13 protein-coding genes and 2 pseudogenes are annotated in these 15,339 nt (G+C 69.2%); 8 read left to right on the forward strand and 7 right to left on the reverse strand.

Annotated elements, in window-relative coordinates; all coding sequences use genetic code 11:
• Nucleotides 1–52: 52 nt before the first annotated feature.
• A complete protein-coding gene (locus ACFSXZ_RS28600; RefSeq protein WP_378268323.1) occupies nt 53–1,660 on the forward strand; it encodes an LCP family protein in 1,608 nt (535 codons plus the stop codon).
• Between the two features lie 3 nt (nt 1,661–1,663).
• Here ACFSXZ_RS28600 and ACFSXZ_RS28605 read toward each other — a convergent pair whose 3' ends face one another.
• On the reverse strand, nt 1,664–2,266 hold the full coding sequence (locus tag ACFSXZ_RS28605; RefSeq protein WP_378268324.1) for a hypothetical protein: 603 nt from the start codon (nt 2,264–2,266) through the stop codon (nt 1,664–1,666).
• 250 nt (nt 2,267–2,516) lie between these two features.
• Between ACFSXZ_RS28605 and ACFSXZ_RS28610 the strand changes: the two genes are divergently transcribed.
• Nucleotides 2,517–3,740 (forward strand): cytochrome P450, encoded by a 1,224-nt coding sequence (locus ACFSXZ_RS28610; protein WP_378268325.1) that lies wholly within the window; start codon nt 2,517–2,519, stop codon nt 3,738–3,740.
• Nucleotides 3,741–3,768: 28 nt separating this feature from the next.
• On the opposite strand, the gene ACFSXZ_RS28615 is transcribed toward ACFSXZ_RS28610, so the two are convergent.
• The 3 genes from ACFSXZ_RS28615 to ACFSXZ_RS28625 form a co-directional block, all read right to left on the reverse strand.
• Nucleotides 3,769–5,241 carry a sensor histidine kinase gene (locus ACFSXZ_RS28615; protein WP_378268326.1) on the reverse strand — a complete coding sequence of 491 codons (1,473 nt, stop codon included), beginning with the start codon at nt 5,239–5,241 and terminating at the stop codon, nt 3,769–3,771.
• A gap of 26 nt (nt 5,242–5,267) precedes the next feature.
• Nucleotides 5,268–6,881, reverse strand: a complete 1,614-nt coding sequence (locus ACFSXZ_RS28620) for an MFS transporter (RefSeq protein ID WP_378268327.1) — start codon at nt 6,879–6,881, stop codon at nt 5,268–5,270.
• Nucleotides 6,882–6,988: 107 nt separating this feature from the next.
• Nucleotides 6,989–7,663: a response regulator transcription factor gene (locus ACFSXZ_RS28625; protein ID WP_378268328.1), complete on the reverse strand. Its 675-nt coding sequence runs from the start codon at nt 7,661–7,663 to the stop codon at nt 6,989–6,991.
• A gap of 121 nt (nt 7,664–7,784) precedes the next feature.
• Between ACFSXZ_RS28625 and ACFSXZ_RS28630 the strand changes: the two genes are divergently transcribed.
• From ACFSXZ_RS28630 to ACFSXZ_RS28640, 3 genes are read left to right on the forward strand one after another with little or no spacing between them, the layout of a single operon-like run.
• On the forward strand, nt 7,785–8,516 hold the full coding sequence (locus ACFSXZ_RS28630; protein WP_378268329.1) for an ABC transporter ATP-binding protein: 732 nt from the start codon (nt 7,785–7,787) through the stop codon (nt 8,514–8,516).
• Complete coding sequence (locus tag ACFSXZ_RS28635) at nt 8,516–10,990, forward strand: FtsX-like permease family protein (RefSeq protein ID WP_378268398.1); 2,475 nt, start codon at nt 8,516–8,518, stop codon at nt 10,988–10,990. The genes ACFSXZ_RS28630 and ACFSXZ_RS28635 overlap by 1 nt, the downstream gene beginning before the upstream one ends.
• A gap of 41 nt (nt 10,991–11,031) precedes the next feature.
• Complete coding sequence (locus tag ACFSXZ_RS28640; protein ID WP_378268330.1) at nt 11,032–12,264, forward strand: acetyl-CoA hydrolase/transferase family protein; 1,233 nt, start codon at nt 11,032–11,034, stop codon at nt 12,262–12,264.
• Nucleotides 12,265–12,364: 100 nt separating this feature from the next.
• Here ACFSXZ_RS28640 and ACFSXZ_RS28645 read toward each other — a convergent pair whose 3' ends face one another.
• The 3 genes and pseudogenes from ACFSXZ_RS28645 to ACFSXZ_RS28655 all read right to left on the reverse strand — a co-directional run.
• A complete protein-coding gene (locus tag ACFSXZ_RS28645) occupies nt 12,365–12,676 on the reverse strand; it encodes a sigma 54 modulation/S30EA ribosomal C-terminal domain-containing protein (protein WP_378268331.1) in 312 nt (103 codons plus the stop codon).
• A complete protein-coding gene (locus ACFSXZ_RS28650; protein WP_378268332.1) occupies nt 12,664–13,092 on the reverse strand; it encodes a hypothetical protein in 429 nt (142 codons plus the stop codon). Before ACFSXZ_RS28650 ends, ACFSXZ_RS28645 begins: the two co-directional genes overlap by 13 nt.
• A 44-nt stretch (nt 13,093–13,136) precedes the next feature.
• Nucleotides 13,137–13,511 (reverse strand): annotated as a pseudogene (locus ACFSXZ_RS28655) (uracil-DNA glycosylase family protein); the annotation flags it as partial.
• 114 nt (nt 13,512–13,625) lie between these two features.
• On the opposite strand from ACFSXZ_RS28655, the gene ACFSXZ_RS28660 reads away from it, so the two are divergent.
• From ACFSXZ_RS28660 to ACFSXZ_RS28670, 3 genes and pseudogenes are all read left to right on the forward strand, one after another.
• Nucleotides 13,626–14,012 carry a DUF488 domain-containing protein gene (locus ACFSXZ_RS28660; RefSeq protein ID WP_378268333.1) on the forward strand — a complete coding sequence of 129 codons (387 nt, stop codon included), beginning with the start codon at nt 13,626–13,628 and terminating at the stop codon, nt 14,010–14,012.
• The gene (locus tag ACFSXZ_RS28665) at nt 13,967–15,178 is read left to right on the forward strand and encodes a tellurite resistance/C4-dicarboxylate transporter family protein (protein WP_378268334.1); all 1,212 of its coding nucleotides are present in this window, start codon (nt 13,967–13,969) and stop codon (nt 15,176–15,178) included. Before ACFSXZ_RS28660 ends, ACFSXZ_RS28665 begins: the two co-directional genes overlap by 46 nt.
• Before the next feature lie 30 nt (nt 15,179–15,208).
• Nucleotides 15,209–15,338 (forward strand): annotated as a pseudogene (locus ACFSXZ_RS28670) (hypothetical protein); the annotation flags it as partial.
• Nucleotide 15,339 lies beyond the last annotated feature (1 nt).

Consider the following 15,339-nt stretch of genomic DNA (forward strand, 5'->3'; position numbering starts at 1 on the left):
CTTGCGGGAATCACTTCGTCCGCGGTGAGCCTGTTCGAGTAAGGACGGGCGTTTGCTCGGGGACAATGCGGAGGTGCCGGTGACCGGCGATGACTGGGATGCCCCCACGCGCAGGGTCACTCCCGCGCGTCCGGGCCGCCGGCGTGCGGTGTTCGCGGGCAGGGCCGCGCTGGGACTGGTCGCGGCGTTGGTGCTGGCGACGACCGGTTACGGCTGGGCGGCACTGGGCAGCCTGACCCACGGGTTGCGCACCTCCGGCGCGCTGGACGGGGAGACCGGTTCCCTCAACGGCGACACCAACATCCTGATCATGGGCTTGGACTCGCGGCTGGACGAGAACGGAAATCCGCTGCCCCAGGACATCTACAACGCCCTGCACGCCGGTGACGAACAGGACGGCGGCTACAACTCCAACGTGCTGATGCTGCTGCACGTGCCCGCCAACGGCAGCAAGGCGACCTCGATCTCCATCCCCCGCGACGACTACGTAGACCTGCCCGGGTGCCCCGACGGGGAATGCCACGGCAAGATCAAGGAGGCCTACGGCTACGCCTTCGACCAAAGGGCCAGACAACTGGTCAACCAGGGCGTGACCGACAAGGTCCAGCGCGAGCAGCAAGCCCGCGAGGCCGGCCGCAAGGCCGAGATCGACACCGTGCGCCAGTTTCTCGGCGGGGTCGCGGTGGACCATTTCGTCGAAGTGACCCTGGTGGCGTTCTTCCAGATCGCGCAGGTCGTGCAGCCGATCACGGTCTGCGTCGCCGAAGACACCCAGGACAGTTTCTCCGGCGCCAATTTCCACAAAGGACAGCAGCAGGTCAACGCCGCGCAGGCGGTCGCGTTCGTGCGGCAGCGCCGCGACTATGTGCACCCGGAACTGAACTTCACCGACCTGGACCGGGCCCGCCGCCAGCAGGCGTTCATCATCTCGCTGGCCTACCAGCTCAAACAGGGTGGCGCGTTCGCCAACCCCGGCCAGCTCCAGCGGATCATGGACGTGGCCAAGCAGAACACGGCCCTGGACTCCCACCTCGACCTGCTTTCCTTCGCCCGCCAAGCCTCGAACCTGACCGGCGGCAACGTCACCTTCGTGACCCTCCCGATCGACCATTTCGGCAAGAACTCCCGCGGCCAAGACGTCAACTTCGTCAACCTGCCCGAAATCCGCCGGCTGGTCACCCAGCTGATCGGCGCACCACCCGCCCCGGCCTCGTCGTCCCCGCCCGCCGCGCCGTCGGCGACGGTGTCCATCGTGAACGCCACCAGCCGCGAGGGTCTCGCCGCCCAAACCCGGCAATTCCTGGCCGGCCAGGGATACACCATCGGCACCATCGGCAGCGAAACCCGGCGCAGCTCCTCGACAACGATCTTCTACGGCAACGGATCCGAAGACGCGGCCAACACCCTCGCCTCGGCACTGGGTGGCGGTATCACCGTTCAGCGCTCCAACGAACTGGCCACCGGGCATGTCGAAGTGCTGCTCGGCTCCGACTTCCGGCTCCCTGCCACCGGTGGTGGCGGTGACAGTGGCGGCCTCGCCGAGGCGAAACCCACCACCACACCCGGCGCTCCGGCCGCCCCCTCACCCGCACCGGCCGACAACAGTGGTACCGCCGGGCTGGACGGCATCAGCGGTGGCGGCGTTCCCTGCGTGAAATAACCGTCAGGAGGCACCGCCCACAGTGCCCTCCGCTACGGCAAGAGCGGAGGGCTGACCAGCGGTGCCGGGGTGAGTCCGCATCCGCGCGGCGTACCGGTGGCCGAAGTACGCGGGCAGACCGAATCCGACGACCTGGTAGGCGACCTTCAGCACGATGCCGCCGTTCAGCGCGACGCAGGCGAACCCGGCCGCGGCGATGAACACGAAACCGACCGTCCAGATCGAGGTGATGACCATGTTGATGTGGCGGAACCGCGGCGAATCGGCGACGTCCGGTGCGACCCTGAGGCGCGCGATGCCGAGGGTGAAGGGCCGCCCGGCCGCCAAGCTGACCAGCGCGATCAATCCCAGCCAGGCGGTGGAGATCGGACTGTCGTAGTTCCGCAGCGGCGAGTGCGGCGCGAGGAAGGCCAACGCGGTGAGCGCGGCGAAGTAGGTGGTCATACCGATGCCCAGGATCTGCCCGTCGAGCCTCATCCCGGCACGGCGGTTGAGCACCAGGGCAACCACGCTGATGACCAGGGCGGCCAGCGCGGCCCACGGCCGGCCGAACGGTGACACGACGGAGAAAACGATCCACGGCGCGAAACCGCGCAGGAAATTCATCAGGTGCCATTCCTTTCGAAATACTCGCTGGGGAAATAATTCGGAATCGCGGTTCGACGTCCGCCGGAAAACCACGGTAGAAGGACCGGACCGTAATGTCCTGAGGCCGGCGCGGTATCTCGGGTGGAGGTGAGTCTCCACCCGCGTCTACAACGCCGGGACCACGACGGGAGCCAGCTGGCGTCCTTACGCTCGCCCACGATGACGGCACCCGTTTCCTGGGGCGGCCCATTACCGGAAAGGCACCCTGATGACCGGTGAAACCACCGAGCCTCCACAACTCCCGTTCAACCGGCCCACCCTGCTCGATCCCGCCCCGGCTTTCGCGGAACTGCGCCGGCGGGCACCACTGGTGCGGGTGCGCACGCCCGCCGGCGACCTGGCCTGGCTGGTCACCGGCTATGAACAGGCCCGTGCCCTGTTCGGCGACCCGCGACTGGGCCGCTCACATCCCGATGCCGCCGCCGCGCCCGCCCTCAGCGATGCGGCGATCATGGGCGGCCCGTCCGGGAATTACGACACCGAGCACGCCGACCACGCGCGCATGCGACGGTTGTTGCGACCCGCGTTCTCGGCGAAGCGGATGCGGGCCTTGGACGACCGCGTCGCGGATCTGGTGGCGCAGTGCCTCGACGAAGTGGCCGCGGCGCGAAGCCGTGCGCCGCACCGGCCGGTCGACCTGCACGCGCACCTCTCCTTCCCGCTGCCCGCCCTGGTCATCAGTGAACTGCTCGGGGTCCCGGTCACCGACCGCGAGTACTTTCGCGATCTCTCCGATCGGGCCAGCCGGATGGGCTCGGGCGGCGATGCGGCAACGGCGATAGCCGAGTTTCACGCCTACCTGGGCCGGTTGACCGCCGCCAAACGTGCTCGTCCCGCACAAGACGTGCTGTCCGACCTGGTCCGCGCGCAAGCCGATGATCCGTCGTTCACCGACGACGAGCTGGCCGCGATGGCCGCCGGACTCCTGTTCGCCGGACACGAGACAACGGTCAACCGGATCGATCTCGGGGTGCTGTTGCTGCTGGCGAATCCGGCTCGCCGGGACGGTTTCATCGCCGACCCCGCGGGCCAGGTCACCGGAGTCGTCGAGGAAATCCTGCGCATGGCCGCACCCGCCGACCTGGGAGTACTGCGCTACGCCCGCACGGACATCGAGATCGGCGGAGCACTCGTCCGGCAGGGCGAGGCCGTGCTGCTGGTCCCCAGCGCGGCGAACCGCGATCCGTCGATGTTCACCGATCCCGATGCGTTCGACGAGTCCCGCGCGCCCAACAACCACCTGGCGTTCGGCCACGGCGCGCACTTCTGCATCGGCGCCAGTCTCGCCCGTACCGAACTGCGGACCGTGTTCACCGCGTTGTTCAGCCGGTTTCCCACCTTACGACTGGCCATTGACGTCCACGATCTTCCCGTTCGCACCGATCAGTTGACCGGTGGCATCAGCGAGCTGCCGGTCACCTGGATGCCCTGACGAATCACGAAGGGGGATCCATGCCGCCTCACGCGCGCGGCAGTCGAGCCACGAACCGGGCGCCCGCGTCGCCGTCCTCGATGCGGAGCGTGCCGTCGTGCCGGAGCGCGATGTCGCGGGCGAGCGTGAGCCCGAGGCCGGCGCCGCCGGCGTCCCGCGCTCGTGCTTCGTCGAGGCGGACGAACCGGTCGAAGACCCGTTCACGGTCCGGACCGGCGACACCGGGACCGTCATCGACCACCTCCAGGACAACGGCCCCGTCCGACTCCGAGACGGTGACCCTGACCGACGACCGGGCGTGCCGCACCGCGTTGTCCAGCAGGTTCCGCAGCAGTCGTTCGAGCTGCACGGAGTCACCGCGGACCAGCGCGGCTCCGGCCACCGTCGCCAGCACGGCGGGCCCGGTTCCGAGGGATCGCTCGGCCAGCTGCTCGGTCACCAGATCGGCGACGTCCACGAGGTCGGACGGGGGGTGGCCGTCCTCGACGGCCAACTGCAACAGGTCGGCGGTGATCCGCTGCAGGCGGGACACGTCCAGCAACGATCGCTCGGCTACCGCCGGCCAGTCAGCACGGTCGCGGTGCGCGAGGGCGACCTCCAAGCCGGTCCGCAGACTGGCGAGCGGGCTGCGCAACTCGTGGCTGGCATCGGCGACGAACCGCTCCTGCCGGAGGTGGGCCTGCTGGAGCCGGTCGAGCGTGTCGTTGGTGGTGACGGCGAGCCGGGCGACCTCGTCGTGGGAACGGGGCACCGGCACTCGCCGGTCCAGCCGATTCCCGCTGACCTCGGCCAGCTCACGCCGGATCGCCTCGACCGACCGCAACGCCGAGCCCGACGCGAACCACGCGACCAGCGCGACAATCACGACCGCCAGCGGGACGAAACCGGCCATCGTGTTGTCGAACAACTGAAGTGCCTGGATCGTGTTCCAGGGCGGCACGAACAGATACACGGTGAGACGGAAACTTCCGTTCCCCGAACCGCTCAGGCCCGAGTCCAATGTGGACCCGGCACGCCCGAGCGGCTCTACCAGACCGGCGGGCACATCGTCGACGACCCGGCCAAAAACCGTGTACGTGCGAAACTCCCGCCAATTCGGATGAGCGTCGGACCGTAGCGTCACGCTGGTAGTCGTCGTCCAGTCGGCCGGAGCACCGGCCGGCGCCGGTCCGGGAATGGTCCATTGTGGACTCAATCGGGCGATCGCGTCGCTGGTGACGACCGCCTTCCCCGAGTCGGCGACCACGACGAACATGGGGTCGCTCAAGACGGCGGAGGCCAGGGCGGTCCGGCCACCGCCGCGCGAGGCGACCCGGTAGGCCGACACCAACCGGTCCAGGTCGTTGGTGGTCGCGTTCTTCGCCGTGGCCGACAGTTCATGACTGACCAGCGCATGAACCCCGAGTGCGCCGACGGTGAACAGGAGCGCGCAGATCAGGGCCGCGGCCAGTGTGTTGCCACGGCGAATCGAGGCGGGCCACAGTCTGGATATCTTGAGCACAAGCGTTGGTAACACAGACCCTGAGGTCAGCGGGCGGCGACGTTCTCCGCGGCCCGGGCAGCCGAGTCGGCTTCCTCATCGGCTTCGACGGGGGTGGTGTTCTTCGGCCCGCGCAGGGCGACGTAGACGAGCAGGACACCCATCACGGCGGCGCCGATCCACATGGCTTGCCGCCAGCCGTCGACGAAGGACTGCTGGGCGGCATGGATGAGGTCCTGGGCGTGGCCGCCGGTCTTGGGTGCGACCTCGATGGCGTTGGCGATGCCTTCGCGGGCGGTGTCCGCGGCGCCCGTGGGAATGCCGTCGAGCCTGTCGTCGATGGCACTGCGGTAGCCGTTGGCCAGGAGCGCGCCGAGCATGGCGACGCCCAGGGCCGTGCCGAACTCGCGGGTGACGTCGTTGAGCGCGGAGGCAACGCCCTGCTTGGCGCGGGGCAGGGAACTGGTGATGGCTTCGGTGGAGGGCGTCATCGACAGACCCATGCCGATGCCCATGGCGAGCATGCCGGCCAGGATGGACAGGTAGCCGCCGTCGACCGAAACGAACAGCGCGATCAGGGCCAGGCCGAGGGCCGCCATGGCCACGCCGACGGTCATGGTGGCGCGGGCGCCGATCTTGGCGGCCATCTTCGGCGCCAGGCCGGAGCTCGTCATCATCATGACGGCCATGGGCATCATCGCCACGGTGGACAGCAGCCCGGACCAGCCGAGTACGGCCTGGAAGAACGGGAAGAGGACGACGGCGATACCCGCCTGGACGCCGAAGACGACGAGCAGAGTGATGGAGCCGCCGGCCAGACCGCGCTCGCGGAAGAGGCGCACGTCCAGCAGCGAACCATCGCCGCGGTGCGATTCCCAGGCCACGAAGGCCACTGCGGCGATCACGCCGACGGCCAGGCTGATCAGGGTGACGGGGTCGGTCCAGCCGCGCTCGGGGCCCTCCTGCAGGACGAAGATGAGGCCGATCACGGCGATGGTGGAGACCAGCGCGCCGATGGTGTCGAAGGAATGGGTGGAACGTGCGTGGGAGTCGGGCACCGACTTCAGCGTCATCGCCAGCGCGGCGATGACCAGGACCACGGGCAGCACGAACAGCCACCGCCAGTCGGCGACGTCGACCAGCAGGGCGGAGAGGAACATGCCCAGGATGCCGCCGCCTCCGGCGACACCGGTCCACACGCCGATCGCCTTGCCCCGTTCCTCCTCGGGGAAGGTGGCGGTGATGACGGCCAGCGTGAAAGGCATGATCATCGCGGCGCTGACACCGGCCGCCACCCGGGCGCCGATCATCACCGCGGCCGACGGGGCCAGCCCGGCGACGACGCCGGCGGCACCGAAAATGACCAGTCCGGTGACCAGCATGGGCTTGCGGCCCAGCCGGTCACCGATCGCGCCGAGCGGCAGCAGCAGCGCGGCCAGGGCGAGGGTGTAGATGTTGATGATCCACAGAACGGTGGTCTGGGACGCGCCCCACTCGACGGCCAGGTGTGTCTGGGCGACGTTCAGCCCTGACACCGAGGCGATGACGGCCATGAGCGCGAGGGAGACGGTGATCAGGATCGCGCGCAGCTGACGCGCATCCGGCGTACCCCTGGTGCCCGCTGGGGTATCCGGCGTCTGGTGAGGCTGGTTCGAACTCATGGTTTCGACGGTAAGCCCGAGTTGCACCTAAGGCATACCAAGTTGCCTATGACGCAAGAAGATGAACAGTTGGCCAGCCGCGTAAGCAATCTTGCGAGGCAATTCATCTAGACATCGGAGACCATCCGGTAACCGACACCACGCACGGTGGCGATCGTGCGCCGCCCGAACGGGGCGTCCACCTTGCGGCGCAACGCGCTCACATACACCTCGACGATGTTCGGATCGCCCTGGTAAGCCATGTCCCACACCTCGTCCAGGATTTCCCGCTTGGTGACCACATTGCCGCCGTGGCGCAGCAGGCACTCCAGCACCGCGAACTCCTTCGTGGTGAGCGCCACGGGCTGACCGTCGCGCACGACTGTGTGCTTGGCCTGATCGACCGCGAGATCGCCGAAGGTCAGCACCGATGAGCCTCCGGTGCGGCCGCGCCTGATGAGCGCCCGCAGCCGAGCCGTGAGGACCACATAGGAAAACGGCTTGCTGAGGAAGTCGTCGGCTCCGGTGTCCAGTGCCTCGGCCTCGTCGTACTCACCGTTCTTGGCGGTCAGCATCAGGATGGGCGCGGTGATTCCCTGCGCCCGAAGCTCCGCGCACACCCGGTATCCGTTCATCCTCGGCAGCATGATGTCCAGGATGATCACCTGATACTCGTTCGACATCGCCAACTCGAGACCGTCAGGGCCGTCGTTGGCGACGTCCACGGCGTAACCGTCGGCCTCCAGGCCCCACCGGAGTGTCTCGGCCAGCCGCTTCTCATCCTCCACGACGAGCACTCGCATCGCCGGATTCTCTCAGGTCCACGCGACGCTTCCTGAAGAGATCTTCAGGCGGCTTCAGGATTGGTTCAGCCGGAACCGGCCATGCTCCGCGGGACAACAGCAGGCGATCCGGGAGAGCGCAGTGGAGAGCAGCCTTGCGGCTGAAGCGATCGACGTGGTGAAGGTATTCGGCAAGGGGGACAACGTGGTCAGAGCGCTTGACCACGTGACCGTCGGGTTCCCCACCCAACGATTCACCGCGATCATGGGTCCGTCGGGCTCGGGGAAGACCACTCTGATGCACTGCCTGGCCGGGCTGGACACCGTCGGCTCGGGCAGGGTCAAGATCGGACAGCGCGAGTTGACCGGTCTGTCCGACGCCGCGCTCACGCGGCTGCGCGGCGACCACGTGGGCTTCGTGTTCCAGTCGTTCAACCTGATGCCGACCCTGACCGCGGAGGAGAACATCCTGCTCGGCCTCCGCCTCGCGGGCCGTCGGCCGGACAAGGCGTGGTTCGACACAGTGGTGCGTACCCTCGGACTGAGCTCACGACTACGCCACAAGCCCAGCGAACTGTCCGGTGGGCAGCAGCAGCGAGTGGCCTGTGCTCGCGCGTTGGTGGGCAGGCCCAAGGTGGTGTTCGCCGACGAGCCGACCGGCAACCTGGATTCGCGATCGAGCGCCGAGGTGCTGTCGTTCCTGCAGACGTCGGTGCGGGAGTTGGGGCAGACCGTCGTGATGGTGACCCACGATCCCGTTGCCGCCTCCTATACCGACCACGGCGTGTTGCTCGCCGACGGCCGGATCGCCGGCCGGCTGCGCCGGCCGACGCCCGATGCCGTCTCCTCGGCGCTCGCGAACCTGGGGGCGTGATGCTGAAGACGGTCATCGCCGGGCTGCGGACCCGGCCTGTGCGGTTCCTGCTTTCCCTGGTCGCGATCGCGCTGGGGGTGGCCTTCGTGTCCGGGTCGTTCATCCTTACCGACTCCGTGCGAGCGGGCGTGCACGCGGCCGTCGCGTATCGGCTGCGTGGGGTGGATCTGGAAATCACCAGTCCACGCGGCGTTCTGGACGACACCACTTTGGCGAGAGTTCGCCAGGTTCCCGGTGTCGGCGCCGCCGAGGGGCGCATGGAGATCAGCACCCCGGTGGCGGTGGACGGCCGTGCGCGTGACGCCGGCGCGATGGCGGTGCCCGCGGACCCTCGGCTCAGGCCGTTCGATCTCGCCAACGGGCACCTACCCGACAGCGCCACTGAAGTCGCGACCGCGAAGGAACTCCCGTACAGCATCGGGCGGAGCATCACCGTCTACGGCCGGGACGGCACCGCGCACTCCTTCACCGTGGTCGGCACGTTCAGCCGTCCCCGGGACGCGGGTATCGGTGCGCCACAGTTCTTGTTGTCCCCGGATGCGGTCCGGCTGCTCGCACCGCAGGCGAATTACGGCGCCATCGAGGTGCGCGCGGCGTCGGGAATGAGTCTCGAGGAGTTGACCAAGGGGCTGACCGGTGCGGTTCCCGGCGCTCAAGTGGCGACCGCGGCCGATGCGGCCGAGCAGCTCATCGACGAGGCGGCGCCGGACTCGGCCGGTCTCACGGGGTTCTTCTCCGCGTTCGCGGTGCTGTCGGTGATCGTGGCCGGGTTGGTGATCGTCAACTCCTTCACGATCCTGGTCGCCCAGCGGACTCGCGAGCTCGCGCTGCTGCGATGCGTCGGAGCTCGCCGGGCCCAGGTGTTCGGCAGCGTGCTGGCTGAGGCAGCAGTGGTGGGTGCGGTCGCGTCGGTCGTCGGCCTGGCCAGTGGCATCGGTGTCGCCGCCGCGTTGCAGGCGATCGCCAACGGTCCATCGGTCGGGGTGCCCCTCAGCGCTCGAACCGCTGTCGAGTCAGTGGCGATCGGCGTGCTGGTAACGGTCCTGGCCGCGGCGCTCCCGGCGCGGGCGGCGACAAAGGTCGCCCCGGTGGCAGCGCTGCGCGGCCGGCACGAGAGCCCCAGCGGCCGCGCCGGCCTGGTGCGCGCCGCCGTCGGGATCGTGTCGCTGCTGGCCGGTGTCGGCGCGGGTGTGCTCGCCACGTTCGCGGACACGTCGAGCGGGGTAGCGCTGGTGCTGCTCGCGACGATCGCGCTGCTGCTCGCGGTGCCGGCTTTCGGGCCGTTGCTGATCGGGCCGGTCGTGCGGGTGCTGAGCGCCGCGTTCACGCCGGTGCTGGGGCAACCGGCGAAACTGGCGGCGCTCAACGCCGATCGCCATCCCCGCCGCACAGCCGCCACCGCGGCGGCGCTGACGATCGGACTGGCCGTCGTCACACTGATCACCACAACGGCATCGGGAGTGGAGGCCGGCAAAAACCGGGGCCTCGACAAGGAACTGACCGCGGACTACGTGGTGACCATGGCCGTGTCCAACCGGTCGCTTCCCGCCAACCTGGCGACAACGCTCGCCCGGATTCCCGGAGTCGCGTCGACCGCGACGAGGAAGTCGTTCTCCGGCGACCTCGGCTCGCTCGGCCCGTACTCGATGGCGGCCGTGCAGGCAAGCGCCTTGGGCGGTCTGCTGCACCCGACCGTGCTGAGCGGCACGTTGGACCGGTTCGGCGCAGGTGATCTCGCGGTGAGCAGCGAGTTGGCCAAAAATGCCGCGGTCAAAGTGGGTGACACCGTGCGGGCCGCGCACGACGGTGCGGTGCCGTTGCGCGTGACGGCCATCTACGACGCCACGCGGGCCCCGGGCCTTGGTCTCGGTCTCGCGTTCGTCGACCTCTCGCAACAACAAGCGATCGCCTCTCACGGCAGCCCCGCGTACGACGAGAGCGTGCTGGTACGCCTGTCCCCAACGGCCGACGCGGACCAGGTTCGGCCCGCGCTGACGCAGGCACTGTCCTCGGAGCCGCTGGCCCAGCTCAACAGCATCGCCGACCTCAAGGCGCAAATGGCCGCGCCCCTGCGGTCCACTTTGGACTTGATGTGGGCACTGACCGCGCTGGCGGTGCTGATCGCGTTCGCAGGCGTCGCCAACACGATGTCGCTGTCGGTGCTCGAGCGCACCCGCGAGTCCGCGTTGCTGCGCGCACTGGGCCTGACCAAGAGACGACTCGGAGCCACCGTGATGACCGAGTCGGTGTTCGTGGCACTGTTCGGCGCCGCAGGCGGGCTGGCGGTCGGCATCGTCTCGGCCTGGCTGTTCGCTCGCGTGGCGTCGACCGACGCCAATCCGGTGTTGTTCACCCTGCCCTGGGGCCGGCTCGGCATTCTGGTGGTCGGGGCAATGCTCGCCGCGCCGCTGGCGGCACTGGCACCCGCGCGGCACGCCGCACGCGGATCGCTCGCCACGGCGATGACCACGTAATCCTGAAATCGGGAACTCTTTGTCACCTGGATAATGGCGGCGTGCGAACAGTTTCCGAGTCGCGGCTGGCGACGGTCTTGTCGGGTGTTCCGGGACAACCACGGGTGGTGGCCGGCGGCAACTTCGCCACTCCCGCTCGGGCGTTGGAAATCCTCGACGCCGCCCTGCCGGAGTACCGGCTCTTCGTGCTCAATGCCCAGGACGGGATGCCCGATCGGGACGGCGTTGTCCTCGAAACCCCGTTCGTCGGCCCAGGTATGCGCGGCCGAACCGGTCTGCGCTATTTCCCCTCGCGGCTGTCGCTGGTCCCTACCCTGCTCTCCGGTGCCCTGCCGCCGGACATCGTGCTGGTCCAAACCTCGGCGCCGGCCGACGGCACGGTGTCCCTGGGCACCGAGGTCAACATCCTGCCCGCCGCCATCCGAGCCGCCCGCGGCCGCGGCGGCCTGGTGATCGCCCAGGTCAACACCCGGATGCCCTACACCTACGGCGATGCGGTCCTGGCAGCCGAGGAAATCGACTACGCGATCGAGGCGGACCAGCCGCTACCGAACCCGGCGCCCCGGCCGAAAAGCGAGGTATCCCAGGAGATCGGTGAGCGGGTGGCCAAGCTGGTGCCCGACGGAGCCACGTTGCAGTTGGGGATCGGGGCCGTGCCCGACGCGACGCTGGCCGCTTTGGCCTCGCGGCAGGGGCTCGCGGTGTGGTCGGAAATGTTCAGCGACGGGGTGCTCGGCCTGGACAAGGCCGGCGCGCTGAACCCGGAATCGCCGATTACCGCGTCGTTCGTGTTCGGCAGCGCCGAGCTGTACGACTGGGTGGACCGCAATCCGCGCGTGCGGATGCTGCGCACCGAGAAGACCAACGACCCCGGCCTGATCGCGGCGCAACCGGCGCTGGTGTCGGTGAACAGCGCCCTGCAAGTCGATTTGTACGCGCAAGCCAACGCCAGCCGGGTGCGCGGCGCGATCTACTCGGGGTTCGGCGGCCAGACCGACTTCGTCGTCGGCGCCCTGCACTCCCCCGGCGGCCGGGCGATCATCGCGTTGCCCTCCTGGCATCCCAAGGCCGACGTTTCCACGGTCGTGCCCCGGCTGGCGGGGCCGGTGACCTCGTTCCAGCACAGCTACATCGTCAGCGAACGGGGCACCGCCACGATCTGGGGCCATGACGCCACCGGTCAGGCCCAGCAGATCGTGGACCACGTCGCGCATCCCGATCGGCGCGACGAACTGCGCGATGCCGGACGCCGGCTCGGCTTCCCGCTGACCTGATACCGGCTGCAGCAAGCAAAACCGGGAATCCCGAGCGGGCCGACCGGTGGAACCGATTCATCGCCACCGCCCGGCCGGACCGCTCAGGTTTCGCGGCGCCTCAGTCGGCGGTGACCAGACCGAGATCCCCGTCGTCGCGCTGGTACAGCACCGCACCGCGAGCGGTGGCGGAGTCGGCGAAGAACAAGAACGGGCGGCCCTCGAGGTCGAAGCGTTCCCGGGCCTCGGCGAGAGTCAGCCGGGCCGCCGGATGCGGGCTCACCGTGACGAGCCCATCGAGGGGCACCGGAGGCTGGGTGTTCACCTGCTCAAGCCGGTACCCGCCGGTCGTCCGGTAGAGCACGCAATCCTGTCCGGTACTGGTGTCGGTGAACAGGTGGAATTGGTAACCCAGTGCCTTCAGATCGGCCACGGCGTCAGCCACGGTAACCGGTGGCGGCTGTAGGTACGGTGCCGCACGATGGCGCGGTCCTGGCCCGCTGCCGGCGAGGGCCGCGTACGGCTCGCTCGGTGGCCTCCGCCGCGGCGCTCCACACGATCGAGAGACCGGCGCAGGCAGTCGTGGAGGTGGTCGACCGCCGCCGCGACGGTCGCACTGTCCACGTCGACGTGGACCGTCCGGCCGTTGAGGTCGACGTTGGCGGAAGCCGAGATCTTGTCCGCGACCGCAGGGTCGTTGTGCCGGGCGATCGTTGCCCTGGCGGCCAAAACCGGCTGAGGTGCGTGAGCCAGCGCCTCGTGCACACGGCGGCGCAGATAGTCACCCGCGCCGGGGAGCCGGCCGCGCACGGTGGCCTCGATGCGATCCAGGGGAATGGTGTCGTTCACTGCTCGTCCTTTGCCGTCTCTCAGAACCGGAACACCAGGCGTGCGTGGCTCGCGGTCGGCTGGGACGCCAGGCCGACCGCGTGCAGGGCGGCGTAGAGCACGTCGCCGGAGGGGTCACCGGTGAAGATGCGGCCGGTTCGGTTGCCGCCGTGGGCGGCCGGGGCCAGGCCGATGATGGCTAGGGTGGTGTCGACGGGTCCGAAGCCGGGGACGGGTTTCGCCCAGTAGTCCCAATCGCGGAAAGCCGCCCGTTTCGTCGCGCCGACCTGTTCACGCCAGGCCACCAGCCGTGGGCACGCCCGGCACTCGACGAGCGCGTCCTCCAGACCGGTCACCGTTGCGGCGCGAGACGCGGTGCCGGCGGGGTAGCGGGGGTCCTCCGGTGCCGGTGGACCGGAGGCCGGGCGGTTCTGTCGCATGGACGGGCGCCTTCGCTGGGGAGACACTGGAGGTGGGTGTTGCGCCACTTGGGCCAGTTTATTACAAGTCGAATTGTATAAACTTGAGGGGTAGGCGTTGGGAAGGAGCTCGCCGTGGACACACATATCGCCTGTCGCAGGGTTTATGACCAACCCGCACGTTCGGACGGAGTACGGGTGCTGGTGGACCGGGTGTGGCCCCGTGGGATGCGCAAGGAAGACGCGCATCTGGACGAGTGGCTGCGGGAGGTGGCACCGTCCACCGAACTGCGCCGCTGGTACGGACACGACCCCGAGCGGTTCGCCGAGTTCCGCCGCCGGTACCTGGCTGAGCTGCGGGACCAACGGCACCGGGAGCTGGCCCAGCATCTGCGCTCGCTCGCCCGCGGCCAGGACCTGACCCTGTTGACCGCGACGCGGGACCTCGAGCACAGCCAGGCCGCTGTCCTGGCGGAGTGGCTGGGCGCACGCGATCGGCAAGGCGGGAGCCGGCCGAGCTGACGCTCGGCGCCCAGGCCGCCGTCGTGGGCCGGCAAGCACAGCACGCGTCCCGCCCGGGACGGGCGGAATGGCGGCCGGTGCTGCGCGAACTCAATCCCGGTGTGTTCGCGTTCGTCATGGCCACCGGCATCGTGTCCATTGCCCTGACCGGTGACGGTCTGCCGTTCGCGTCGGCTGTGCTGCTGGCGATCGGGACAGTCGGCTATGTCGGGCTGGTGGCCGTCTCCGGATGGCGGTTGGTGCGCTGGCCGCGACGGATGCTGGCCGACGTGGTCAGCCCGCGGGGGTTCGCGTTCCTCACCTTCGTCGCCGCATCGAACGTGCTGGCCGCACGGCTGGCGCTGGGCGGCTGGCGCTGGCCGGCGGTCGTGCTGCTGGTCGCGGGCGTGCTCGGTTGGTTGCTGCTGGGTTATGGCGTGCCACTGGGGCTGATCGCCGATCCGCGGCGGCGTCCGAGCCTGGATCAGGTCGACGGCACCTGGTTCGACTGGGTGGTCGGCACCCAGTCCATCGCCGTGGCCGCCGCCACGCTCGGAGCGGTCGGCCCGACCACGGCGGTGGCCACGGTGCTGGCGGTGGTGGCGACGGTGTGCTGGGCGATCGGGTTGGTGCTGTACCTGCTGCTGGCCGGCATCGGGTTGGCCCGGTTGCTGGTGCGGCCGGTCGCGGCGGCCGAACTGGTGCCGGCGTATTGGGTGTTCATGGGGGCCGCGGCGATCACGATCCTGGCCGGCGCGCGGCTGCTGGCTCTACCGGACACGCTTCTGTCGCACGGTCTGCTCGCCGACGTCTCGCTGGTGCTGTGGTCGTTCTGCAGCTGGCTGATCCCGTTCCTGGTGGCCTTGGGCGTGTGGCGGCATCTCGTGCGCCGAGTGCCGCTGCGTTACGACACCGGCCTGTGGAACATCGTGTTCCCGGTGGGCATGTACGGCGTGGCCAGCGACCAGCTCGGCCGCGCCGCCGGCCTGCGGTGGCTGGCCGCGCTGGGCGGTGGAGAAGCGTGGGTGGCGCTGGCGGTATGGCTGGTGGTGTTCGCGGCCATGCTCGTCACCGGCGGCCGCCGGCTGCGCGGTGATCTTCCCGGTGAGCGGTCGGTGCGCGGCCGCGGCGAGGATGCCGGCGACAGCCGGCGGATCGGCGACGGCCAGGTGCAGCGGGATGCTTGACGTCGGCGAGTGATCGGAAGGGGACAAACGATGACGCCGTCGCGTGGGGACGCGCTGGTGCTGTTCGGGGCCTCCGGTGACCTTGCTCGCCGGAAATTGCTGCCCAGCGTGTACCGGCTCGCACGCCGCGAGCGACTGAGCGACACCCGGGTGATCGGGGT

It is taken from the genome of Amycolatopsis pigmentata (assembly GCF_042684065.1).
GTDB lineage: Bacteria > Actinomycetota > Actinomycetes > Mycobacteriales > Pseudonocardiaceae > Amycolatopsis_E > Amycolatopsis_E pigmentata.